This is a genomic window from Dyadobacter sp. AC419, assembly GCF_979253085.1.
Map to the genome: position 1 here is coordinate 69332 of NZ_CEEDCD010000020.1, position 19959 is coordinate 89290.

Sequence of the window (19959 nt, forward strand, 5' to 3'; positions counted from 1 at the left end):
TGTATATTATAATTTGAACTTTGCAGTGATCGCATCAGAAGCTGCATTGATCTTGTCATTTGTCAAGTCCCAGAATCCGTTAGGCGAGCCCATTAATCCAAGCAATATCGCATCCGAGAATGCAGCATCTGCACCATTGATCTTGCAATAACGCAATGAGTAAATGAAGCCAAGTCCTTCACCGATGGCATGCGCACGTGCTGCATCAGTCGTTCCGCTTTTCCATTTGCCAAGGTAACCGATTGCAGCTGAGGCAATTGCCTTCTCCATTTCAGTTCTAATAAATGTTGCCTGCGTTTTCGCCTCTGCTTTATCATTGTTAACGATCGCCGCACGTCCTTTTACAAATGCAGGGTGGATCTTCGCATAGCTTGCCTTGTTGTATTCCCAAAGATATGAACCCATGAATGATTCGTTTGCAGTCCGCACAGCGTCTGTTGCTCCCGCCAAATAAACCGGATTCAATGTCAGCATGCCGTAAGCTTCGTCCCAGTTGTGTTCCAATGCAGTGTATCTTTTGCCGGAAACAAGTGCTGAATTATCTGCATCCAAACCTTTGTCAAGCAAAACATTACCGATATAATCCAGTTGCAATGCGCCGATAAGTCCTTTTTGAATGATCTGACCGTGCTCAACTCCTTTTCCGTCTACAAGATAGGTTCCCAGTTTACCCGGAGTTCCTTTTGCAGCCGTTGCTTTTACCGATTTGCTTGCAGCTTCCAGTGCAGTAAAGCTTGTTTCCAAATGCGTACGTGCTGCATCTGCGTCAGCAGGGGTTTTCGACGTTGCCGTCACATCTCTCAACTGAACGCCTGATGCATTCAGGTCAGCGCCTTTAATATTAATGGTTGATGTGCTGATGTCTGTGAACGGATTACCGCTATTCGCATACATGTTTTTCATCACCGTTGCGCTCACTTGTGCGCTATCGCGTACTGCTGAACCTAAGTAATAGTTAAGCGCCTGGAACATTTTGTAACGTGCATTTCCAGATGCCAGATCAACCGTTGTATCGCCTTTCGTGTCGACAAACAGGCTTTTGTAAGGTGTAGTTGGAGTAACTTTTGCGTAATCGATCTTCGTGCGAAGCTCGGTGGTAGGAGGTGTTACTGTTGGTTCGTCGTCGTCTGAACAAGAAGACATTCCGGCCACTAACAGCGAGGCAAATAAAACATTGCGCAGATTGAAATGTTGTAGCATTTGTTACAAATAATTGTTTTGTCAGGAAATGTGAGAGGTCGCTTATTTAGACTAAAACTAAGCGGGCGCAAACATATACATTATTTAGAATTGGAACAAATTGTTCGAAAAAGTTTACATTTTGATTTTATAGCGGCCCCATAAAAAGAGACACTTCCCGCTGAATTCAAGTTGGTTAACCTGAATTAGGGAAAGTGTCTCTGTTAAAATGCTTTCGTAAAGCAACCAGCCAGCGGCTTAGCTTCCGCTGTCTGCTTTCTTTTTGCTATCGAATTTTTTCTCTGCTGTTTTGGCTTTTTCAAAATCCAGCACGACGCCATTAATGCAGTAACGCAAACCGGTTGGCGGTGGTCCGTCTTCAAAAACGTGGCCTAAATGCGATTTACACTTGCCGCACATTACTTCCGTGCGTCGCATGCCGTGGCTGTTATCGGCCGTTTCTATGATGGATTTTTTGCTGATCGGTTCAAAAAAGCTCGGCCATCCGCAGCCGCTTTCATATTTGGCGTTGCTTTTAAAAAGTGCATTGCCGCATACTGCGCAGTAAAATGTCCCCACGTCTTTGGAATGCTCAAATTCACTTGTGAACGGACGCTCGGTTCCTTTCAGACGGGCAACTTCGTAAACCTCAGGCGAAAGTAATTTCTTCCATTCCGCATTGCTTCTACTGGCCACACCCGTATCCTGACGCGAATATGCCGGAGCTTTTTGCGGGTCTTTCTGCGCGGGAGCAGACTGTCCGTAGCAGCTTTGCAGTGTAAATGAGAGCACGCCCATGAACAAAAGCGCGATTGATTTTTTCATGCTATTTTCTATTTGATTTTTGCTTATATACGATATGCACGTGCCAAAAGTTGATCGCCTCACTATTTTCACTAACAATATCAGGCAAAAAGAAATTCGAAATGCTGAACGTTGAAGGCTGTTCCGTAATATATGGTAAGTCAGTGATCCGCTAGGAAAGCGGAATGTCGTTGATGCGCCCCTGGGAATAAATGTATTCCAGGAGTGCCTTCGATCGTTTGGAGAGCAGTTCGGCTTTTGCCCGGAGCGCCTGCGCCTCAGATTTATCTCCCTGAATGTCGCACCGGGTAACGGCCTGCTCCAGAAAACAAAATGCCCTCCTCCATGCTGCGAACGGCCTGCCACAATTTAATCTCAACTGTTTCGGCAATTCCAGACCACAAAGCGCTCGATGAAAATCCGTGGCCGGTATGGCACCGAAAACGGAGATTCGTGCCTTCCTCGAAAGCGGTCAGTGTCCCGCCGCAATCCGGACAAGTTAGATTTGTTTTTTCGCCCATAATGTCGATACCCTCTGATAAGGCGTTTTTTTGTGCAGCAATTCCTATTTCCGCCTTCATTCTGATTTTAAGCAGATCGTCGTCCACCTCATGAGGTCCCGCAGCCTGGCCCCTCAACTGATTGATCAATGGCCCTATCTCTGTCAACGGAAGCGTGTAATCGGCATCAACATATTCAAGTGCATTGCCGGGCATGTCCGGATACAATGCGTCTGCCGGGTTCTGGACAATGGCAATGCCACCAAACCGCTTCACCGACCATAAGCCCGAAGCGCCATCACTGAGATAACCGGTTAGTATAACTGCAATCACCCTGCTTCCATACCAATATGCCGCTGAACGCATCAAAGCGTCGATCGATGGCCTGAAATTGTTCTCTTTCGGGCCTCTTTTAACTAAAATATGATCGTCTTCAATGATCAGATGGTGATCCGGCGGAGCCACATAAATAATGCCTTTTCTGATTTCTTCGCCGTCGGCAGGATGCTTGGCTGGCAAAGGCCCGTGCGTGGAAAGAATGTGTGGTAACTGGCTTACCCTGTCAGCAGCAAGATGTTGTACAATAAAAACGCTGGCGGCGAGCCCTTTATCAAAAGAACTTACGAGTTCCTTCAAAGCGGGCACGCCTCCAGCGGATGAACCTATAACAATGATGTCATGACTTTGCATATGATCGTTTAGACAAAACAAATTGCGTGGGCTTTACAAAGATCATGCCGTCATGAACAAACTACTGCTTCTTGGGCCTGATGTCAAGATTGTGAAACACAAAGACCCTCAGCACATTGTTGCTGTTAAAATGGTTTCCCGAAGGAAGCTGCTGAAACTGGTTCATATAGCCAACCTGCAAATTGAGGCCTTTTGTAAATTGGTAACCCAGCCCGACAAACAGGCGGTTTTGGTCAAAAATATTGTAGGTGATCTGCTTCCCGGCATTAATGTGAACTTCGTCGTTAAGAGCAAAGAACACCGTTCCCGGCTCGATGAAATCCTTGTTCAACGGCACCATCAGATTCAGTAAATAACGGAAGCGGAAGTTGAAATTATAACCGTCCTGCAAAGCATCATTGGCGATTTTCCGGTTAAAGCGCTCCTCGACGCGGATCCACTGCTGGGTTTGCAGCCTTTTCTGACGGCTTGTCCAAAGAACCTGCTGCCAAAGCCTGTTCTCAGGCCTCACCGTGTGCAGGCCAGCCGCCGGATAGCTGCGAGCAAAGGCATAACCTGCCGTAAATCGCACATGGTCATTGATATAATAAGTAACGCCCGGGCGAATGATCTGTGTAGACCAGCGGTCCAGGAAATCCGTGCGCCGCGCATGCAGGTCCAGCCAGAAACCCCATTTATCCGAGATCCGGGTCTGATTAAAATAGCCTAGCCAAACGCCACTGTGTTTATTGACCTGTTTTTGGCCAAAAGATGGAATGGAAAAAAGTACAAGCAGTAGTAGAGTGAGTTTTTTCATAAAAGGACATTAGAATAAATCGCAATACTAGCGCATACAAAAGCTGAAAAATAGAATGTAAATGACCGATTTGTACAAACGTTACTTTTTAGCTAAATTTTTTCTGAAATGGGATGGATTCTGCCCCGTATGGGCTTTAAAGATGCGGTTGAAATGGCTTTGATCAGAAAATCCGGTCAGATACGCAATTTCTGACAGCGTGTGATCGGGGCTTGCCAGCAAATCAATGGCCTTTTCAATGCGGAGCTTTCGAATGTACTCACCGAAAGAAAGGTTGCTGAAATACTTTGAAAATTCCCGGGACACATACGACGGATGGATTTGCAAACCCTCTGCAATTTCCTTTAAACTCAGGCTCAGATTTGTATCGATCTGGTCCTGAATGATCTCCTTCAATTCCTTCGCCCACTTAGGCGTTTTCACATTCTCATCTTTTTGGTTTTCAAGATAAGTGTTGAAAACGGCCAGGAGCAGCTTCTCAGTTGGGTTTTGTGTGTGTTTTTGTTTTTGCAGGTGCATTGCCCAGCTGTAAAGCGCATCGTAAATGAGCATTCCTTTTTCAAGCAGTTCCTGATCGTCGGTAATGTTGTAAGCCAGGCCGGCAGAGATCGCCCAGAGGCCCGAACACTGAGGCGCTAGCGAATGGTCATCCGTGTCAGCACCGCGTATAATGACGGCCATATCCTGCAATGCGGCGTCCTGAATGTCATATCGTTCGAGGAAAAAATCAAACGTGCACCGGTCTTCGTAATGTGTAAAAACCGTATCCGGAATATCAAATGGCGTTGCGTCCAGCTCAGCAGCCTTGGCCTTAACCTGATCAAACGGAACAAAAAATATCTGTGCATCCGGATCAATAAACCTTTTGATCAGCCACGGACAGGCGATACGGTCAATTTTGGGGCGCTCGCGCGTGATCCACTTCATGGCTGTTATGTTTTTGTTAAGCGATGCGTTAGCTGAATGCTTCTTTGTAAATTGGCCGCATTCCTTTAAAACTTTCGGCATGGTTCGCATACGGTCCACGCCTCTGTTTTAATGCCGCTAATTTAACAAGACAAGCATGGACGAACAACTATCAGATCGCAACCAACCCAGCTTACAGGCAGGGAACTTATTGAAACTTACACTTTCCTTGCTGCTCACCATTGTGGCCATCTCGGCATGTAAGAAAAATTCCAGCTCCAACGACCATGCTGCGGAAATGGCGATCTACAAAGATCTTTCGTCAACTCGCATTGGCTTACCCAACGGCTGGTCGCTGACGCCGGTTGGCAGAAGTCTCGAACTGGACGATCTGCCTTTGAACCTCGTGGTTTCTCCATCTAAAAAATACCTGGCTGTTACCAATAATGGTCAGAGCACCCAGAGCATCATATTAATCGATGCCGAATCAGAGAAAGTGCTCGACTCAGCCAGAGTTGCAAAATCGTATCTGGGACTGGCTTTCAGTGAGGATGAAAAAACGATCTACGCTTCCGGTGGAAACGACAATAAGATCCTGACATTTAAAATCGAAGATCAGCAGCTTGTTCCCGCTGATCCCATTGTGCTCGGCAAACCCTGGCCCGTAAAAATATCACCGACCGGCATCGCCGTTGATGACGCCAGACATTTGATTTATGTTGTTACAAAGGAAGACAGCTCATTATATGTATGCGATACACAAACCAAAAAGACTGTCAGCAAACTGAATTTGGGTGCGGCCGCTTACACTTGTCTGCTTTCCAATGATAAAAAAGAGCTTTACGTTTCTGTGTGGGGCGGCTCGCGCGTGGCCATTGTGAATACAGAAACAAACACATTAGCAGCCCAGATCACCACCAACAAAAATCCAAATGACCTGCTTTTAACCCGCGACGGTAAATTTTTATATGTCGCCAATGGCAATGACAACACCGTCGGACTTATTGATTTGACCAAAAGACAGATTTCAGAAACATTAACGACCTCACTTTTTCCGGATGCACCCGTCGGCACCACACCCAATGGACTCGCGCTGAGCGAGGATGAAAAAACATTGTACATTGCCAATGCGGACAACAATTGCCTTGCCGTATTCGATGTCGAGACAAAAGGACGAAGCCATTCCATCGGCTTCATTCCCACAGGATGGTATCCAACGGCTGTAAAAACAATTGGCTCTAAAATATACGTAACCAACGGAAAAGGGTTTTCTTCCAAAGCCAATCCGAAAGGCCCTAATCCAAACTTATCGAAAGTACCGCAGCAAGTGGGGCCCAATTCCGCAGGCTTATACAGGCAGGGAGCAATACATTGGCGGACTTTTCAAAGGAACATTATCCATTTTCGACGCACCTTCGGCCGAGGTTCTTGCTGCTTATTCGCGGCTGGTTTATGCCAATACGCCTTATACCAAGAAGAAAGAGCTGAATGCAGAAGGTGAAGCGGGCAATCCGGTTCCTATGAAAGTGGGGGACAAGTCGCCTATCAAATATGTATTTTACATTATCAAAGAAAACCGCACCTACGACCAGATCCTGGGTGATATGAAGGAAGGAAATGGCGACGCAGCACTTTGCCTTTTCCCCGAAAAAGTAACGCCAAACCAACATGCGCTTGCACGGGAATTTGTATTGCTCGACAACTTTTATGTAGATGCCGAAGTCAGTGCTGACGGCCACAATTGGTCCTCGGCCGCATATGCCAATGATTATGTTGAAAAGAACTGGGTAACGAGTTACGGTGGCCGCGGCGGAACATATGATTTTGAAGGACAAAAAGAAATAGCACACCCGCGCGATGGTTTCATCTGGGACCATGCGCAGCGCGCCGGCGTAACTTTCCGCAGTTACGGCTGGTTTGCCGACGAAGGAAAAGCCAACATTAAAACTCTTGAAGGCAAATATTGTCCGACTTTCAAAGGTTACAATCTGAGTTATATGGACATTTACCGGGAAGCTGCCTGGGAAAAAGATTTCGATTCACTGGTGGCCGCCAATGCGCTTCCAAAGCTCAATACATTGCGGTTTGGCAATGACCATACATCCGGTGCAAGCGTGGGCAAACCGACTCCTTTTGCTGCCGTGGCTGACAATGACCTGGCCGTGGGCCGTTTCGTTGAACATTTATCCAAAAGTAAAATCTGGAACGAGTCCGTTGTGTTTATTCTGGAAGACGACGCGCAAAATGGTCCCGATCATGTTGACGCGCACCGCTCCATTGCCTTTGTCGCCGGAGGTTTTGTGAAAAGAAATTTTGTGGATCACACCATGTATTCAACTTCGGGCATGCTGCGCACGATGGAGCTGATCCTCGGCTTAAAGCCTATGAGCCAGTATGATGCGGCCGCAACGCCAATGTGGAGATGCTTTAACAAAACACCGAATGCAGCTGGTTTCACTGCAAAAGCTGCGAATATCGATCTCGCTCAGAAAAATGTAGCAATCAATTCAAATTCGCGCCGGTCAGATCAGTTTGATCTTACTGTGCCCGACGCCATTGATGATCTGGTTTTTAGTGAAATCGTGTGGCAAACCGTGCGCGGCGAGAAGAGCATTATGCCTGCCCCGCGCAGAGGCGCATTTGTACGACTTAAAAAGGGATCGGGTGACGAGGAAGAAGAAGAGGGATTTGACGCAGATTAGTCAAATCCCCCAAGCACATTAAGGTTACTCAAACCTTTGCTATGCCTGTGATATCCAGCATGAAGTTGTGCAGATCCGTGTTTTTGACAAAAGGTTTGAGAAGCTCGCTTCCCGGCCCGAACATGGCCAGCTCAACAAAGTCAGCCGAATGGTCCATGCCAGCCCAGCCAATGCCTGTATAATGTGTCTGAATGCTGGCTAGTTCCCGGAAAAGGGGCTTGTTTGCAATGTAAAGGCCGGTTTCGGTTTTCCTGCCAAATAATGCGAGAAGCTTTTCCGCTTCCGCTTTTGTAATGGCATAACCCTGCGCGAATTCGATCCGCTCAATGAGCTGGGCGCTCGTTGGCATTTCTTTCAGCTCGCCCAGGATCCAGTTATTGGTATGCCTGAATTTTTGCAATAGATCAAACTGCTTATCACCGCCGAAAAGCCCCGGATTGGCATTACCGTGATCTGTTGTAATGATCACAAGCGTTTCCTTGTCTTTCGCAGCAAAGTCCAGCGCAACCTTAATGGCCTGGTCAAATGCGATCTGGTCGTAAAGCAGTCCGCCCGCATCGTTAGAATGTGCCGCCCAATCCACCTTTCCGCCCTCGATCTGGACTGCAAATCCGTTCGGGTTTTTAGACAACAGATCAAGTGTTTTCTGCGTCATTGCCGCCAGCGAAGGCACTGTTTTTTGTAAATCGGCATTCTCAAATGTATCGAGCGAATAGGGGATTGCGCCTTCACAGAAAACACCCATAACCGGTTTCTTTGTGTCGGTCAGCGCGCGCATTGCGTCAAGATTACGCGCAACATTGTATCCCGCTTTTTCATAAGCGCCAAAAACATCAGCCTTGTCTTTTCGCTTTTCTGCTGAAAAAAACTCAGCGCCGCCGCCCATCATCACATCAAATTTGAGGTCCAGATATTGAGATGCAATTTCCGATTCATCCCCGCGCGACTTGTTATTAATGCAAAATCCGGCAGGTGTCGCGTGCGTGATTGTCACCGAAGTCACACACCCCACGGATTTTCCAGCTTCTTTGAATTTTTGTAAAATCGGTTTGTTAAAACTTCCGTCGGCATTGACATTCAGATTGCCGTTCGGGACTTTCCGGCCGCCTCCCCAGGCCGAGCTCCCGGCTGCCGAATCAGTCACCAGCGCATTGGAAGAAGAAGTTTCCATGAACGCCCGGCGTCCTTTTTGTTCCCTATACAACTCGATCCAGCTGCTGGTGCGGCCTTCTTTTCGGCTCAGCAGCAGATCGGCCATGTTTAGCGTGCCGGTGCTCATGCCGTCGCTGACCATGAAAATGATGTTTTTTGCATTTTGTTTTCCTTTCGAAAATGCTTCTACATTACTTTTTTTGCCGAAAAGCGACATATTACCGACCAAAAGTCCGGCAGAACTATTTGTAAAAAAATCCCTTCTATTCATTTTCAGCAGGTTATAAGATAAAATTTGCCCTGATGCAAAACTACTCGAGTGCGTATTATCGCCAGGTTAAGTTGCAGGCTGTGATATGAAGGGCATGTTAATTTTAGACGGGAAGTGTCATGTCAATGGCACGCTTCTTTCAACATTGCTGTAAGTTTTAACATTGCGGTAACTTGAAATTGGCTATTTTCCCAAAAAAATTAATTGGACAAAAGCTTCATACTAAACAGGAACTGAAATATGCCATTTTCTCTGATTAAGGGTAAGTTTCATGTGCGGAACTACTCTCCGGACGGTGATTCGATAAGATTTGAGCCTGATAATGTTGCTTTTGTCGAAGCGCTTTCGGGTGGGAAACCAAAATTTAATTTTCGAAATCACGTTCAATTGCGCCTGGAAGCCATTGATACGCTTGAAACACATTACACCCCGCCGAGCGGAGGCGGAGTTTATCACCAGCCGCTCGAATTTGCCAATAAGGCCATGGACAGGCTGCTTTGAGTTTGTTGGCATTACAGACATTCAATGGGATTTTTCGCATAAAACGGTTGTCTCAGCAAATGACGGGACGCCGGGATACATTGTCAGCAGGTCCGTTGAAAAATACGGTCGCCCGATTGCATTTCTGTTCGCCGGCGAGACTGACGAAGCGGACGGGTCAAGCTTCTTTTTGACAGCCGAACATTTGCGAAAGAGCTATAATTACCAGGCTTTGCTGCAAGGCCTTGCCTATCCAACTTACTATGAAGGCTTGTTTTATGACTTGCGCCAAACGCTGAATTCAGCCGTTTTGGAAGCGCGTGAGGCGAAAAGAGAGCTGCATGCCGTTGACGGAACGCATGTTGGCTTCAATGCAGAGTCGCTGATTTCGATTACTCAGGATGTCTGCATTATGCCCAAATTGTTTCGCCGGCTCTGCGAATATATGGTCAATTATGGCACTTCGGTTGGCTTTAAGGAGAAGTTAGCGGAGTCGCAGGAACCGGTGCTAGACCTTGTAAATAGTAATTTTACGCATTTTGATACGTTCATTGAGCAGGAAGCGAACAGCGCGGTGATCCGCCTGACGCGTTTTCCCGAACAACTGATATTCGATCCAATGCCCGCACGTCCGGCCCACGTCTTTTCATTACTGATGAATTCGGAGGCATTGCCGGTGATCGGTTCAAATTTGTTCTAAACTGCTTTTTAAGCGTCAATGAGAAAAACAAAGGTTGTATTTTTTGCCGAAATCCTGATTCCCGACTTCGATGGCGCGGCCAGGACTATGTTTCAATTGCTGGACAGGATTGACGCCGACCGGTTTGATTTTTTATTTGTCTGCGGAAGCGGCCCGGATAACATTAACCAGTTTAATTGCATCAAAACACGTTCGGTGCGCATTCCGATGAACCAGAAATACAGACTGGCCATTCCATCGCTTGCCGCTGGTGAGATCAAATCACAGCTCGACGCTTTCGATCCGGACGTGGTGCACATTGCTACGCCATCGCTTTTGGGGCATTTTGCTTTGGAATATGCCAAGGACAAACAGCTGCCGGTCATCAGCATTTACCATACGCACTTCATCAGCTATATTGGTTACTATTTCAAGTATCTTCCTTTTTTGATCAAACCATTGCAGGAGCGCCTGAAAACGATTCAGAATAATTTTTACGGCTCTTGTGAAAAAGTATATGTGCCTTCGGTAAGCCTTGCCGATGAGCTTGTTGAGATGGGAATGCATGCGGATAACCTGAAAATCTGGCAACGCGGTATTGATGCGAGCCTGTTTTCGCCGGAAAAAAAAGATCCGGATTATCTTAAAAAACTGACGGGCAATGACCTTCCAACAATCCTTTTTGCGAGCCGGTTGGTGTGGGAAAAAAACCTGGAAACGCTTATCAACACCTATAATGAACTAAAATCGGACGGATTTCCCTGCAATTGGGTGATCGCAGGCGACGGAGCCGCAAGGAAAGATTGTATGCGGCAAATGCCAGACGCTATCTTTGTCGGCCAGCTGGATCATGATGCGCTGGCCGTGCTTTATGCTTCTGCTTCAATCTTTATCTTCCCGTCCATATCCGAGACATTCGGAAATGTGGTGCTGGAAGCAATGGCGTCGGGATTGGTGCCGGTGATTGCAGACGGAGGCGGAAGCAAGGACATGTTGATCGACGGCTTCAATGGTTACAAATGCGATCCGAGCAATGCCAGCGATTACAGTCAGAAGATCCGGATGATCCTAAGCGAGCCAGCTTTGCAGGAGCAATTGTCTGCAAACGCAGTCGATTTTAGCAAAACATTTGACTGGCAGCAATTGGCCAAAGTCTATTTTGATGACCTGGAAGAACTGGCATCAACGGTTACTGAAAATCTGAAAGTTTGAAAATAGGGTCGCGTTATATAAAAGTTTTCAAAGCGATACTTTTGGTAAGTATGCTCGTGCTGCTTTGGCAATATGTTAAAGCCATTGATCCCAAGCAGGTGCAGGCAGCATTGTTAACAGTCGGATCCGGTTTTGGCTGGGTCATTTTAAGCACTTCGGTGGCCTATGCACTGGGAACACTGGGCTGGTGGTATTGCCTTGGCGACGCAAAAAAAGGCATTCCAAAAACAGATCTGTTCATGATCCGGCACGTTTGTGAAACCGTGGGTTTGTTTAACCCGGCCAGTTTTGCAGGCGGCGATATGTTGAAAGTCGTTTTACTCCGCAATTATGCTGTAAGCCAGCCGACGGTTGTCACCTCCGTTATCAATTCGAGGCTGCTGATGATTGTGAGTCAGATTTGCCTGCTTGTTTGCACATTAGTTTGGTTTGCGATGCAAGGCAAGCTGCAAGTAGGAACGTGGCTGCCCGGAAAATCCATCCTTCTGATCGTCGTGATCGTGCTTTCATTATTCCTGCTTATATATAAGGTAGCCGGACTCGATTTCGACCCCAATAAAAATCCCAAACTTGCGCGTATCCAAAAAAAGATTGCCAGCGTCCGCGCTGAGCTGAACATTTTTTGCCGAACCCACCCAAAAGAGCTCGCATTAGCCTTCTTTTTCTTCACGCTGCATTGGATCGTCGGTTCCATGGAATTTTACATTGTGCTGAAATTATTCGGTTATGATGTGACCATTATAGACGGCCTTTTGATGGATATGGGCGTTATTGCGGTCAAATCAGCGGGCGCATTTGTGCCGGGGCAGATTGGTGTGGAAGAGTTAGGCAACAAAATCATGTTGTCGCTGATCGGGATCAGCAGCATTCCGCTTTGGCTTTCCGTTTCTGCGTTGCGGCGCACCAGACAGCTGTTTTGGATCGTGGTAGGAGCTGCTTTTTATTCATTTTTTGCTTACAAAAAGAGGCTTTACTTCTGATCATGGAAATTTTGTTTGTCAGCCACAAATATCCGCCTGCTGTGGGTGGAATGGAAAAGCAAAGTTTTGAACTGATCACCGGGATGCAGCGACATTGCAAAGTTCACCGCATTGTATATGAGGGCAATGGCAGCTTATTGATGTTCTTTCTGGGGTTGAGGCGCAACATTTTGAAGACCTGCAAAGCCCATCCCGAGATCTCCGTCATTCATTTTAACGACGCGCTGCTTGCAACATTCTGCTTGTGGCACAAAGGTTACGAACATCTCAAACGTACAGTAACGCTTCACGGGCTTGACGTCGTTTTTCCAAGTCAGATTTACAGAAAGCGCATTTTTCCAAAGTTCAATTCCCTCGATCTGATGATTGCCGTAAGCCGCGCTACGGCTGATCAGGCGATTGCGATGGGCATTGATCCTGCCAAAGTCGTCGTCATAAAAAACGGGGTTGACACAAACATTGCTCATTTGGACGGTTTGCCCGATGCTATGGCGGAGCTGCTGGCAAAATATGCGATTCCAGCCGGTCGCAAATTGCTGGTGGCGGTGGGCAGGCCGGTCAGGCGGAAAGGTTTTTCATGGTTTATCCGGGAAGTTGTGCCCAAGCTGGATCCCCGATTTTTTGTGTTGCTGATCGGGCCTTTCGATAGGGAGCCAGGTTTCTTTGAACGGTTCCTATCGTTCGTTCCTGAAAAGCTGCGTGAAAAAGTAATGTTATTTTTGGGTTTTGGGTCCGATGCCGCTGCGATCAGATTATTGCTCGCCGAACCGAAATTTGGTAACGCTGTAAAGCATTTAGGCCGATTGCCGGCAAAAGATAAAGAGGCAATTTTACAAGCTGCGGAAGCTTTTGTAATGCCTAACATTCATGTCGAAGGCGATATGGAGGGATTTGGATTGGTGTGTCTGGAAGCCGCCATTGCGGGTGCACTGGTTTTCGCAGCCAATGTTGACGGCATTCCCGATGCGATCATAAACAGCCAAAACGGCTTTTTACTCCCCAGCCAAAATGCGCAGGTCTGGGCTGATGAGCTCAATGCGCTGATCGACAATGTTGAAACTTTTGCCAAACAGAAAAAGGCCTTTCAAGCATTCACCGTCAGCAATTATGGCTGGGATATCATGGTGAAAACGTATTACGAACGTTTCAATCTCTTTACAATATCTTAACAATGTCTTAATCCGCTTCGGTAGAAAATAGCCGTTTTTTGCAGCTTTATTTTTGTAAAAAACACTATTATAATGCTGAAACGATTTTTACTCCTATTATTTCTTTTATCAACATTCGGGGCATGCTTTTCGAACAAAGCGATGGCCCAAACTACGCAGGCGTCCATCTCAGGGACGATCACCGATGACAAAAACATGGAATTGCCTGGGGCTAATGTCCAGGTTAAAAACGAATCCACAGGTTTTACGACTGGAACTTCAACCAACGCAAAAGGAGAGTATGCTTTCAAAGAATTGCCTTTGGGCGGCCCTTATACGGTAATCGCGTCTTTCGTTGGTTTTGGAGAGCAAAAGCAGACTGGTTACATCTTACACCAGGGCGATGCGATCAAGATCAAGATGACGATGAAGGAGACCGACCAGACGCTTGAAGTTGTTCAGGTGGTTGCTTCCGGGATCAAAAACAAAATTGAAAACATCGGCGCATCGACCGCCATTTCAGCCAAGGACATTACACGCCTTCCCGTTAACGGACGGAATTTTACGTCGCTGATGGATCTTTCTCCGTTGAGCAGAGGCGGAAACATTTCCGGACAGCTGGGCTCATCGACCAACTACACCATTGATGGTATGAATGCCAAGAACCCAACTTCGGCCGGTTCTACAACCAGCAGGAGCGGGGCGCCGTATTCGATTTCGATTGAAGCAGTGCGTGAGTTTCAGGTTGTTACCAATCAATATGACGTTACGTATGGCCGAAGCGGTGGCGGAACGGTGAGCGCAGTTACAAAATCTGGAACAAACCGGTTGAGCGGAAGTGCATTCAATTACACGCGCGCCAACTGGTTATCAAGCCCTTATGACATTCGCGGGAATAAGTTGAACACAACTTTTTCTACTAATCAGTTTGGTTTTTCATTGGGCGGACCCATTGTAAAGGACAAGCTGCACTTTTTCGTTGCTTGGGATCACCAGCAAGACACGCGTCCGTTCGTTATCGCCGATGTGTTGACGCCTGCGGATGAAAACAGGTTCAATGTGACGCGCACAACGCTGGATAAGTATGTTGACATTGCGCGTTCGAAATACGGAGTTGCCAACACGCCGCAATACGGAACATTCGACAAGTCGCGTGGATCTGATGCAGTTTTTGCGCGGGTAGACTGGCAGATCAATGGAAAGAACTTGCTGACAATCCGCGACAATTACACAAACGACAGGAATAAGCTGGGCTTGCAGGACAACACATCGATCAACATTTTTGAATCTACGGGAAATGACTATAATGTTGACAACAGCTTGCTCGCATCGTTGCGCTCGTCGATCAACACACGTTTGACCAATGAATTGAAGGTGCAGCATTTGTATACGCACCAGAAAAGCAGCCCGGGTGATCAGCTTCCTTCGGCCAACATTCCGAGAGCCATTGTTGAAAACGTAACATCCACATTGTCTGACGGAACTTCGAAATCGACGAACATTCAGATGGGCGGTCACCGTTTCGCACAGGAAGGTTTTACCAATAATGTGATTCAATTGGTTGATAACCTGTATTATAACACTGATAAAGTTGAATATACATTTGGCGTTGACTTCATGTACACACGTTCGCACTCCACTTATGGCAGCGAGGTGAACGGAAGATTTCATTATACAGTAGATGCAGCAGCTGGCAAAACGGCTTTGGAAAAATTTGAAGCATTGCAACCTTATCGTTACTATCGCGAAGTGCCGTTGATGGACGACTGGTCAGTGAACGGGAATATTCTTAATGCCGGGATTTATGGCCAGATGAAAACGAAATTGGCCGTTGGTCTTGATATGGTTGCCGGTTTGCGCCTCGATTACGCACATTACCCGACCTCACCTTTGAACCAGACATTGTTTGACGAATTGCAGATCCGCACCGATCACAGGTTGAAATCATTCGTGGTGCAGCCACGTCTGCAATTCACGTGGGATGTAAATGAAAAACACACGGACATCGTGCGTGTGGGCGGCGGGATCTTTGCTTCCGACATTAACAACTATGTGCTGATCAACAACTTAACATTTGACGGCAAGCACCTGGCAACGGTCGATGTGCGCGCCCCGAATATTCCTGCACCGGATTTTGCTGCTTACCGCAACAATTATGCGAGCATTCCTAGTTTAGCTGCATTCCAGTTGCCAACGATCAATACAAATGGTCCGGACGCACGTGTGCCGGTGATGTACAAAGCCAATGCATCTTACAGTCATTATTTTACGGATAAATTGCGTGTTGGAATCGCTGGATACATGACGCTGGGCCGCAATAACTACTTTTATGTAGACCGGAACATGGCGGACGATCCGTATTTCCGTTTGGCAAATGAAGACAACCGCGGTGTGTTTGTTCCGCTTGCCAGCATGCCTGCTAACGGCGCCGGAGATTGGCTTCAGGGACGCAAAAGCCAGAAGTTTGGCCGCGTGCTGGAATTGAACAGCAAGGGAAAAGTCAACACATTCGCTTTTGTTGCTGACGCGACTTACCAGTATTTCCGCGATGGCGAGATTACCATGAGCTACACTTACAACGATACGAAAGACAACACTTCGTACAATGGTAATGTTGCCAACACCGCAACATTGTCGCTGCCGGTTAAAGACGATCCACGTAATTTGAGCCAGTTAAGCTATTCCGACAACCATTTCCGTCACAAGATCGTATTCTACGGTTCGTTGCCGTCTTTCTGGGGAATCAATGTAGGTGTGCGTTACTCAGGACTTGGCGGAACCAGATATACACTTTTGTCAGGAGCTAATAGCAACGCCGATTTCGTTGCCGGGCAGAATGACCTCGCTTTTGTATTTGACAGAAACGACCCAAGCGTTCCTGAAAACGTAAGAAAAGGATTGCAGGCGATTCTTGACAATCCGAATGCAAGCCAGAGTGTGAAAGATTACATTACTAAATACTCCGGTAAGATTGCTGAGCGCAATGGTGGTATCAATAGTTTCTACGGCATTTTCGATCTAAGGGTGACCAAGAAATTCAAAATCGCCGGGAGCCACGGAATTGAGTTGTCAGCGGATATTTTCAATGTTGCCAACTTGCTTAATAAGGAATGGGGCGCCAACAAATCTTTGGGCAGCCAGTCGCTTTATGCATTGGGAATCCCGGCTACGGCAACAACACCGGCAGTTGCAGGATTCGACAAGGCCAATCAGCAATTTGTTTACCGGGTGAATACGGCCGGGGTCGTTACGCCTTCTGGAAATCCTTACCAATTCCAATTGGGATTGCGTTATAGTTTCTGATCAAACATTCGCTTGCCGGCGTCAATGGCAGCAATTAAAATAGAAAGTATGACTGCCAAAATCTGCGGCGGTCATACTTTTTGCTTTTATATGGCCGATCCCGCGCTTGCTGGAGAACTTTTTGTAGTCGCATTTTTTGAGAGCAGGTTTGAGTTACAAACCTTAACATTCCAGCAATTTTGCATTGCTTAGATTTGTAAAAAACGATCTGGAATGACCGTATTAGCGTGAATAATTTTAACAAATGAATTGGTACGAGGATGAAGTATTAAGAGTTGAAAAGGAATCTGAAAAGCTTTCGTTTCAACCCGAAACATTATTTTACGGCAGTTCCAGCATTACTTTGTGGACTACATTGTATGCTGATTTTCAGGATTTAAAGCCCGTTAATCTGGGCTTTGGCGGATCGACGCTCGCAGCATGTTCCTGGTTTTTTGACCGCATTATGACGCAGGTTAAATCTGCCAAAACGATTGTACTTTATGCAGGCGATAATGATCTGGGCGACGGGCGTAATCCCATGGAAGTGTGCCTTTATTACCGCCAGCTCATTGGGCAGATCCGCCATAAGTTCGGCGACATTCCTTGTTATTATGTCAGCATTAAACCGAGTTTGCAGCGGTGGGAAATCATTTCCCAGATCAGGACTGCTAACAGACTCATTCAGGAAGAGACCGAAAAAGATCCGAACCAGCATTACATTGATATTTTCCCTGCAATGCTCGACGGAAATGGCGCTCCTTACCGACCGTTTTTTGAGCAAGATGGGCTGCATTTGAGTCCATTGGGTTACGCGTTGTGGGAAAAAGCAATTAGGAATGCGTTAAAGCCGTCTGGCACCGATTAATCTCATGATCCTCACAACTCCTGATGTAATGGAAAGAGCTTATCATAAGTGGTTTAGCCCTGTGTTGAACAGAAGTATGGAACTGCTGGTGTTTGGTTATGCGGGAACGCCAATCCTTTTTTTTCCTACAAGATCGGCGCATTTCTATGATTTGGAAAATTGGAAAGTGATCGAGGCAATGCGTGAGCGCATCGTGGATGGAGAAATTCAAGTCTATTGCGTTGACAGCATTGATCAGGAAAGTTTTTATGCGCCAACTCCGCCTAATGAGCGGATCCTGAGGCATATACAGTATGAGCAGTATATTTTGAAAGAGGTGCTGCCTTTTATCAAAAGCAAAAATAAATCCAAAGATCTAACAGTTACCGGGTGCAGTCTCGGCGGTTATCACGCGGTCAACATTGCATTGAGGCACCCGGCGATTTTCAGCAAAGTCGTTGGCATGAGTGCAAGATACGATCTCACCCGACCGCTGCCTTTTTTCGCTGACCTGTTCGATGGTTATTTCGATGACAACATTTACTATCACATGCCCAACCATTTTGTGCCGGGCATCAGAGACAAGAAGCTTTTGAAACAACTGAGAAACCTGGATATTACGCTCGTCGTGGGAAGGGAAGATTCGTTTCTGGCGGATAACGAGCGGTTAAGCGCGTCGCTGACGCAGATTGGCGTGCCGCACAAGTTGTACATCTGGGAAGAGGAAGCGCACAGACCGCGTTACTGGCGGGAAATGGTGAAGCTATATTTGTAAAGGTTGTCCGGATGGACAACCTTTACTTTTTAAGCGCTGCGTGATTAATGCTGATAAAACTTCACAGTTCCGTCGCCTTCATTGCTTGTCACTAGCAAGCCTTTGCCATTAGGGCTTTTATCTGGCGCAACAAACAAAACGCCTTCCGGAGCATCGCCGGTTTTGAGCAGTTGCAGGAATTTTGGAGCAGTCGGATTGCTTAAGTCGTAAATCGCAACCGCATCAACACGTTCAAGCGCGATGAATGCAACCGGTTTGTTATCGATCATGCCGATTGTAACGCCTTCTGGTTCAACGCCTTTATCGTCTGAGCGGTCGTCGTCATAAATGCCGGCCTTAATGGCTTCGTCTTCTAGCATACTTCCCGAATCAAACACCAATTGACCCGTTGAAGCATTGAAAATACTGAATCCACGGCCTCCAAAGCCATAAAGCACATCGTAATCGCCATCACCGTCAATGTCACCGCGCGTGCTCGTTACCCGAAGACGGCCTAGGTTTTCAGGCTTTTGCAAATTAGATGCATCCGGAAAAGCAGTGGCATCCAGCACAAGCGCGCTGACACGTTTTTGCTCATCAAATGCCGTGTATTCGCGCGCATCGCCTTCATTGGCTGTGATCAGATAATCCGAACCATTGACAGAAAACGGCGCAATCGCATCCGGCAGATAGAATGACTTAACAGGCCAGGTTGCAAGCGCAATTTTATTGTCTTTATCGCTGGCATCCATTGCGTTAGCTGGTTTGCTGATGTCTTTCGTGCCGAGCGGGTGCAATTTCAAAATGGTTCCGGTGGTTAGATCCAGCTCAGCAATTCCGTTATTTTCCTGAAGCGTAACAAATGCTTTTTTGGAATCACTTGAAATTGCCACATATTCCGGCTCAATGTCTTGTGCAAAACTGGCACCCGGGCCGTAAACGCGGAATCCGTTCGTTGCAAGCTGTGCATAGGAACCTGCAAATGCACCAAATGTCAAAGTTTTCACACTGTAATTATCTGTAACATCAATGATCGAAACAGATCCTTCCGGGTCCACCGTGTAAGCCGCATTCGGCTCGCCTTCGTTTGCCGTCACAATGTATTTTCCATCAGGACTGAAAGTAACCATATCCGGCAATGCACCGACAGTGATTTGCTTTATTGTTGCCAACGTGCTTGTATTCAGCACGATCACGCTTCCATTCGCTTGTTTATTCGTCGCTTCCAATGCGATAGCAAGTTTGCCATTTGAAACCGCAACGCTGTTGGCTACACCGCCTAGCGAGGAAATATCAATCGACTGCAATTTGGAAACCGTCGGGAATGCCGAGATGTCTATCACATCGACCTTAGCCGCTGATTCATTGTTGACCGTAAACAGTCTGCGTGATGCAGCGTCGTAGGCAGAAATTTCCGAAGCAGCAGTTCCACCAAGGTCAATGGAAGCCATTTCTTTAAATGAAACGGGTGTTTGCGGTTGTTCCGGAAAGTGGTCCGTACAGCTGGTAAAAGCCGCGGCCAGAACAGCGAGTGCTAGTAAATTTTTGTTGTTCATCTTCAAGTAGTAAGTGATAAA

15 protein-coding genes and 1 pseudogene are annotated in these 19959 nt (G+C 46.9%); 9 read left to right on the forward strand and 7 right to left on the reverse strand.

All coding sequences use genetic code 11. The features are described from left to right. Nucleotides 1–6: 6 nt before the first annotated feature. From AC0IYG_RS17295 to AC0IYG_RS17315, 5 genes are all read right to left on the reverse strand, one after another. Nucleotides 7–1200 carry a DUF4856 domain-containing protein gene (locus AC0IYG_RS17295; protein ID WP_471712391.1) on the reverse strand — a complete coding sequence of 398 codons (1194 nt, stop codon included), beginning with the start codon at nucleotides 1198–1200 and terminating at the stop codon, nucleotides 7–9. A 237-nt stretch (nucleotides 1201–1437) separates the two neighbouring features. Then, entirely contained in the window at nucleotides 1438–2004 is a 567-nt protein-coding gene (gene msrB / locus AC0IYG_RS17300) for a peptide-methionine (R)-S-oxide reductase MsrB (RefSeq protein WP_471712392.1), read from the reverse strand. 263 nt (nucleotides 2005–2267) lie between these two features. Next, the gene (locus AC0IYG_RS17305; protein ID WP_471712393.1) at nucleotides 2268–3173 is read right to left on the reverse strand and encodes a chemotaxis protein CheB; all 906 of its coding nucleotides are present in this window, start codon (nucleotides 3171–3173) and stop codon (nucleotides 2268–2270) included. A 61-nt stretch (nucleotides 3174–3234) separates the two neighbouring features. Next, nucleotides 3235–3969, reverse strand: a complete 735-nt coding sequence (locus tag AC0IYG_RS17310) for a DUF2490 domain-containing protein (RefSeq protein WP_471712394.1) — start codon at nucleotides 3967–3969, stop codon at nucleotides 3235–3237. An 81-nt stretch (nucleotides 3970–4050) separates the two neighbouring features. Beyond that, nucleotides 4051–4896, reverse strand: a complete 846-nt coding sequence (locus AC0IYG_RS17315; RefSeq protein WP_471712395.1) for a chromate resistance protein ChrB domain-containing protein — start codon at nucleotides 4894–4896, stop codon at nucleotides 4051–4053. A gap of 136 nt (nucleotides 4897–5032) precedes the next feature. Here AC0IYG_RS17315 and AC0IYG_RS17320 point away from each other — a divergent pair. Then, nucleotides 5033–7577: pseudogene (locus tag AC0IYG_RS17320) on the forward strand (bifunctional YncE family protein/alkaline phosphatase family protein). Nucleotides 7578–7605: 28 nt separating this feature from the next. Here the strand turns inward: AC0IYG_RS17320 and AC0IYG_RS17325 are convergent. Then, the gene (locus AC0IYG_RS17325; RefSeq protein ID WP_471712396.1) at nucleotides 7606–9000 is read right to left on the reverse strand and encodes an alkaline phosphatase; all 1395 of its coding nucleotides are present in this window, start codon (nucleotides 8998–9000) and stop codon (nucleotides 7606–7608) included. Between the two features lie 240 nt (nucleotides 9001–9240). Between AC0IYG_RS17325 and AC0IYG_RS17330 the strand changes: the two genes are divergently transcribed. From AC0IYG_RS17330 to AC0IYG_RS17365, 8 genes are all read left to right on the forward strand, one after another. Beyond that, nucleotides 9241–9501 carry a hypothetical protein gene (locus AC0IYG_RS17330; protein WP_471712397.1) on the forward strand — a complete coding sequence of 87 codons (261 nt, stop codon included), beginning with the start codon at nucleotides 9241–9243 and terminating at the stop codon, nucleotides 9499–9501. Beyond that, nucleotides 9470–10180 (forward strand): hypothetical protein, encoded by a 711-nt coding sequence (locus AC0IYG_RS17335; RefSeq protein WP_471712398.1) that lies wholly within the window; start codon nucleotides 9470–9472, stop codon nucleotides 10178–10180. Before AC0IYG_RS17330 ends, AC0IYG_RS17335 begins: the two co-directional genes overlap by 32 nt. An 18-nt stretch (nucleotides 10181–10198) precedes the next feature. Continuing rightward, nucleotides 10199–11371: a glycosyltransferase family 4 protein gene (locus AC0IYG_RS17340; protein WP_471712399.1), complete on the forward strand. Its 1173-nt coding sequence runs from the start codon at nucleotides 10199–10201 to the stop codon at nucleotides 11369–11371. Beyond that, nucleotides 11368–12351 carry a lysylphosphatidylglycerol synthase transmembrane domain-containing protein gene (locus tag AC0IYG_RS17345; protein WP_471712400.1) on the forward strand — a complete coding sequence of 328 codons (984 nt, stop codon included), beginning with the start codon at nucleotides 11368–11370 and terminating at the stop codon, nucleotides 12349–12351. Before AC0IYG_RS17340 ends, AC0IYG_RS17345 begins: the two co-directional genes overlap by 4 nt. Nucleotides 12352–12353: 2 nt before the next feature. Continuing rightward, nucleotides 12354–13520, forward strand: a complete 1167-nt coding sequence (locus AC0IYG_RS17350; RefSeq protein WP_471712401.1) for a glycosyltransferase family 4 protein — start codon at nucleotides 12354–12356, stop codon at nucleotides 13518–13520. 72 nt (nucleotides 13521–13592) lie between these two features. After that, on the forward strand, nucleotides 13593–16802 hold the full coding sequence (locus AC0IYG_RS17355) for a TonB-dependent receptor (protein WP_471712402.1): 3210 nt from the start codon (nucleotides 13593–13595) through the stop codon (nucleotides 16800–16802). Nucleotides 16803–17046: 244 nt separating this feature from the next. Next, nucleotides 17047–17649 (forward strand): GDSL-type esterase/lipase family protein, encoded by a 603-nt coding sequence (locus AC0IYG_RS17360; protein ID WP_471712403.1) that lies wholly within the window; start codon nucleotides 17047–17049, stop codon nucleotides 17647–17649. Between the two features lie 4 nt (nucleotides 17650–17653). Further along, nucleotides 17654–18403, forward strand: a complete 750-nt coding sequence (locus tag AC0IYG_RS17365; protein WP_471712404.1) for an esterase family protein — start codon at nucleotides 17654–17656, stop codon at nucleotides 18401–18403. A gap of 44 nt (nucleotides 18404–18447) precedes the next feature. On the opposite strand, the gene AC0IYG_RS17370 is transcribed toward AC0IYG_RS17365, so the two are convergent. Next, nucleotides 18448–19938 (reverse strand): choice-of-anchor I family protein, encoded by a 1491-nt coding sequence (locus AC0IYG_RS17370; protein WP_471712405.1) that lies wholly within the window; start codon nucleotides 19936–19938, stop codon nucleotides 18448–18450. Nucleotides 19939–19959 lie beyond the last annotated feature (21 nt).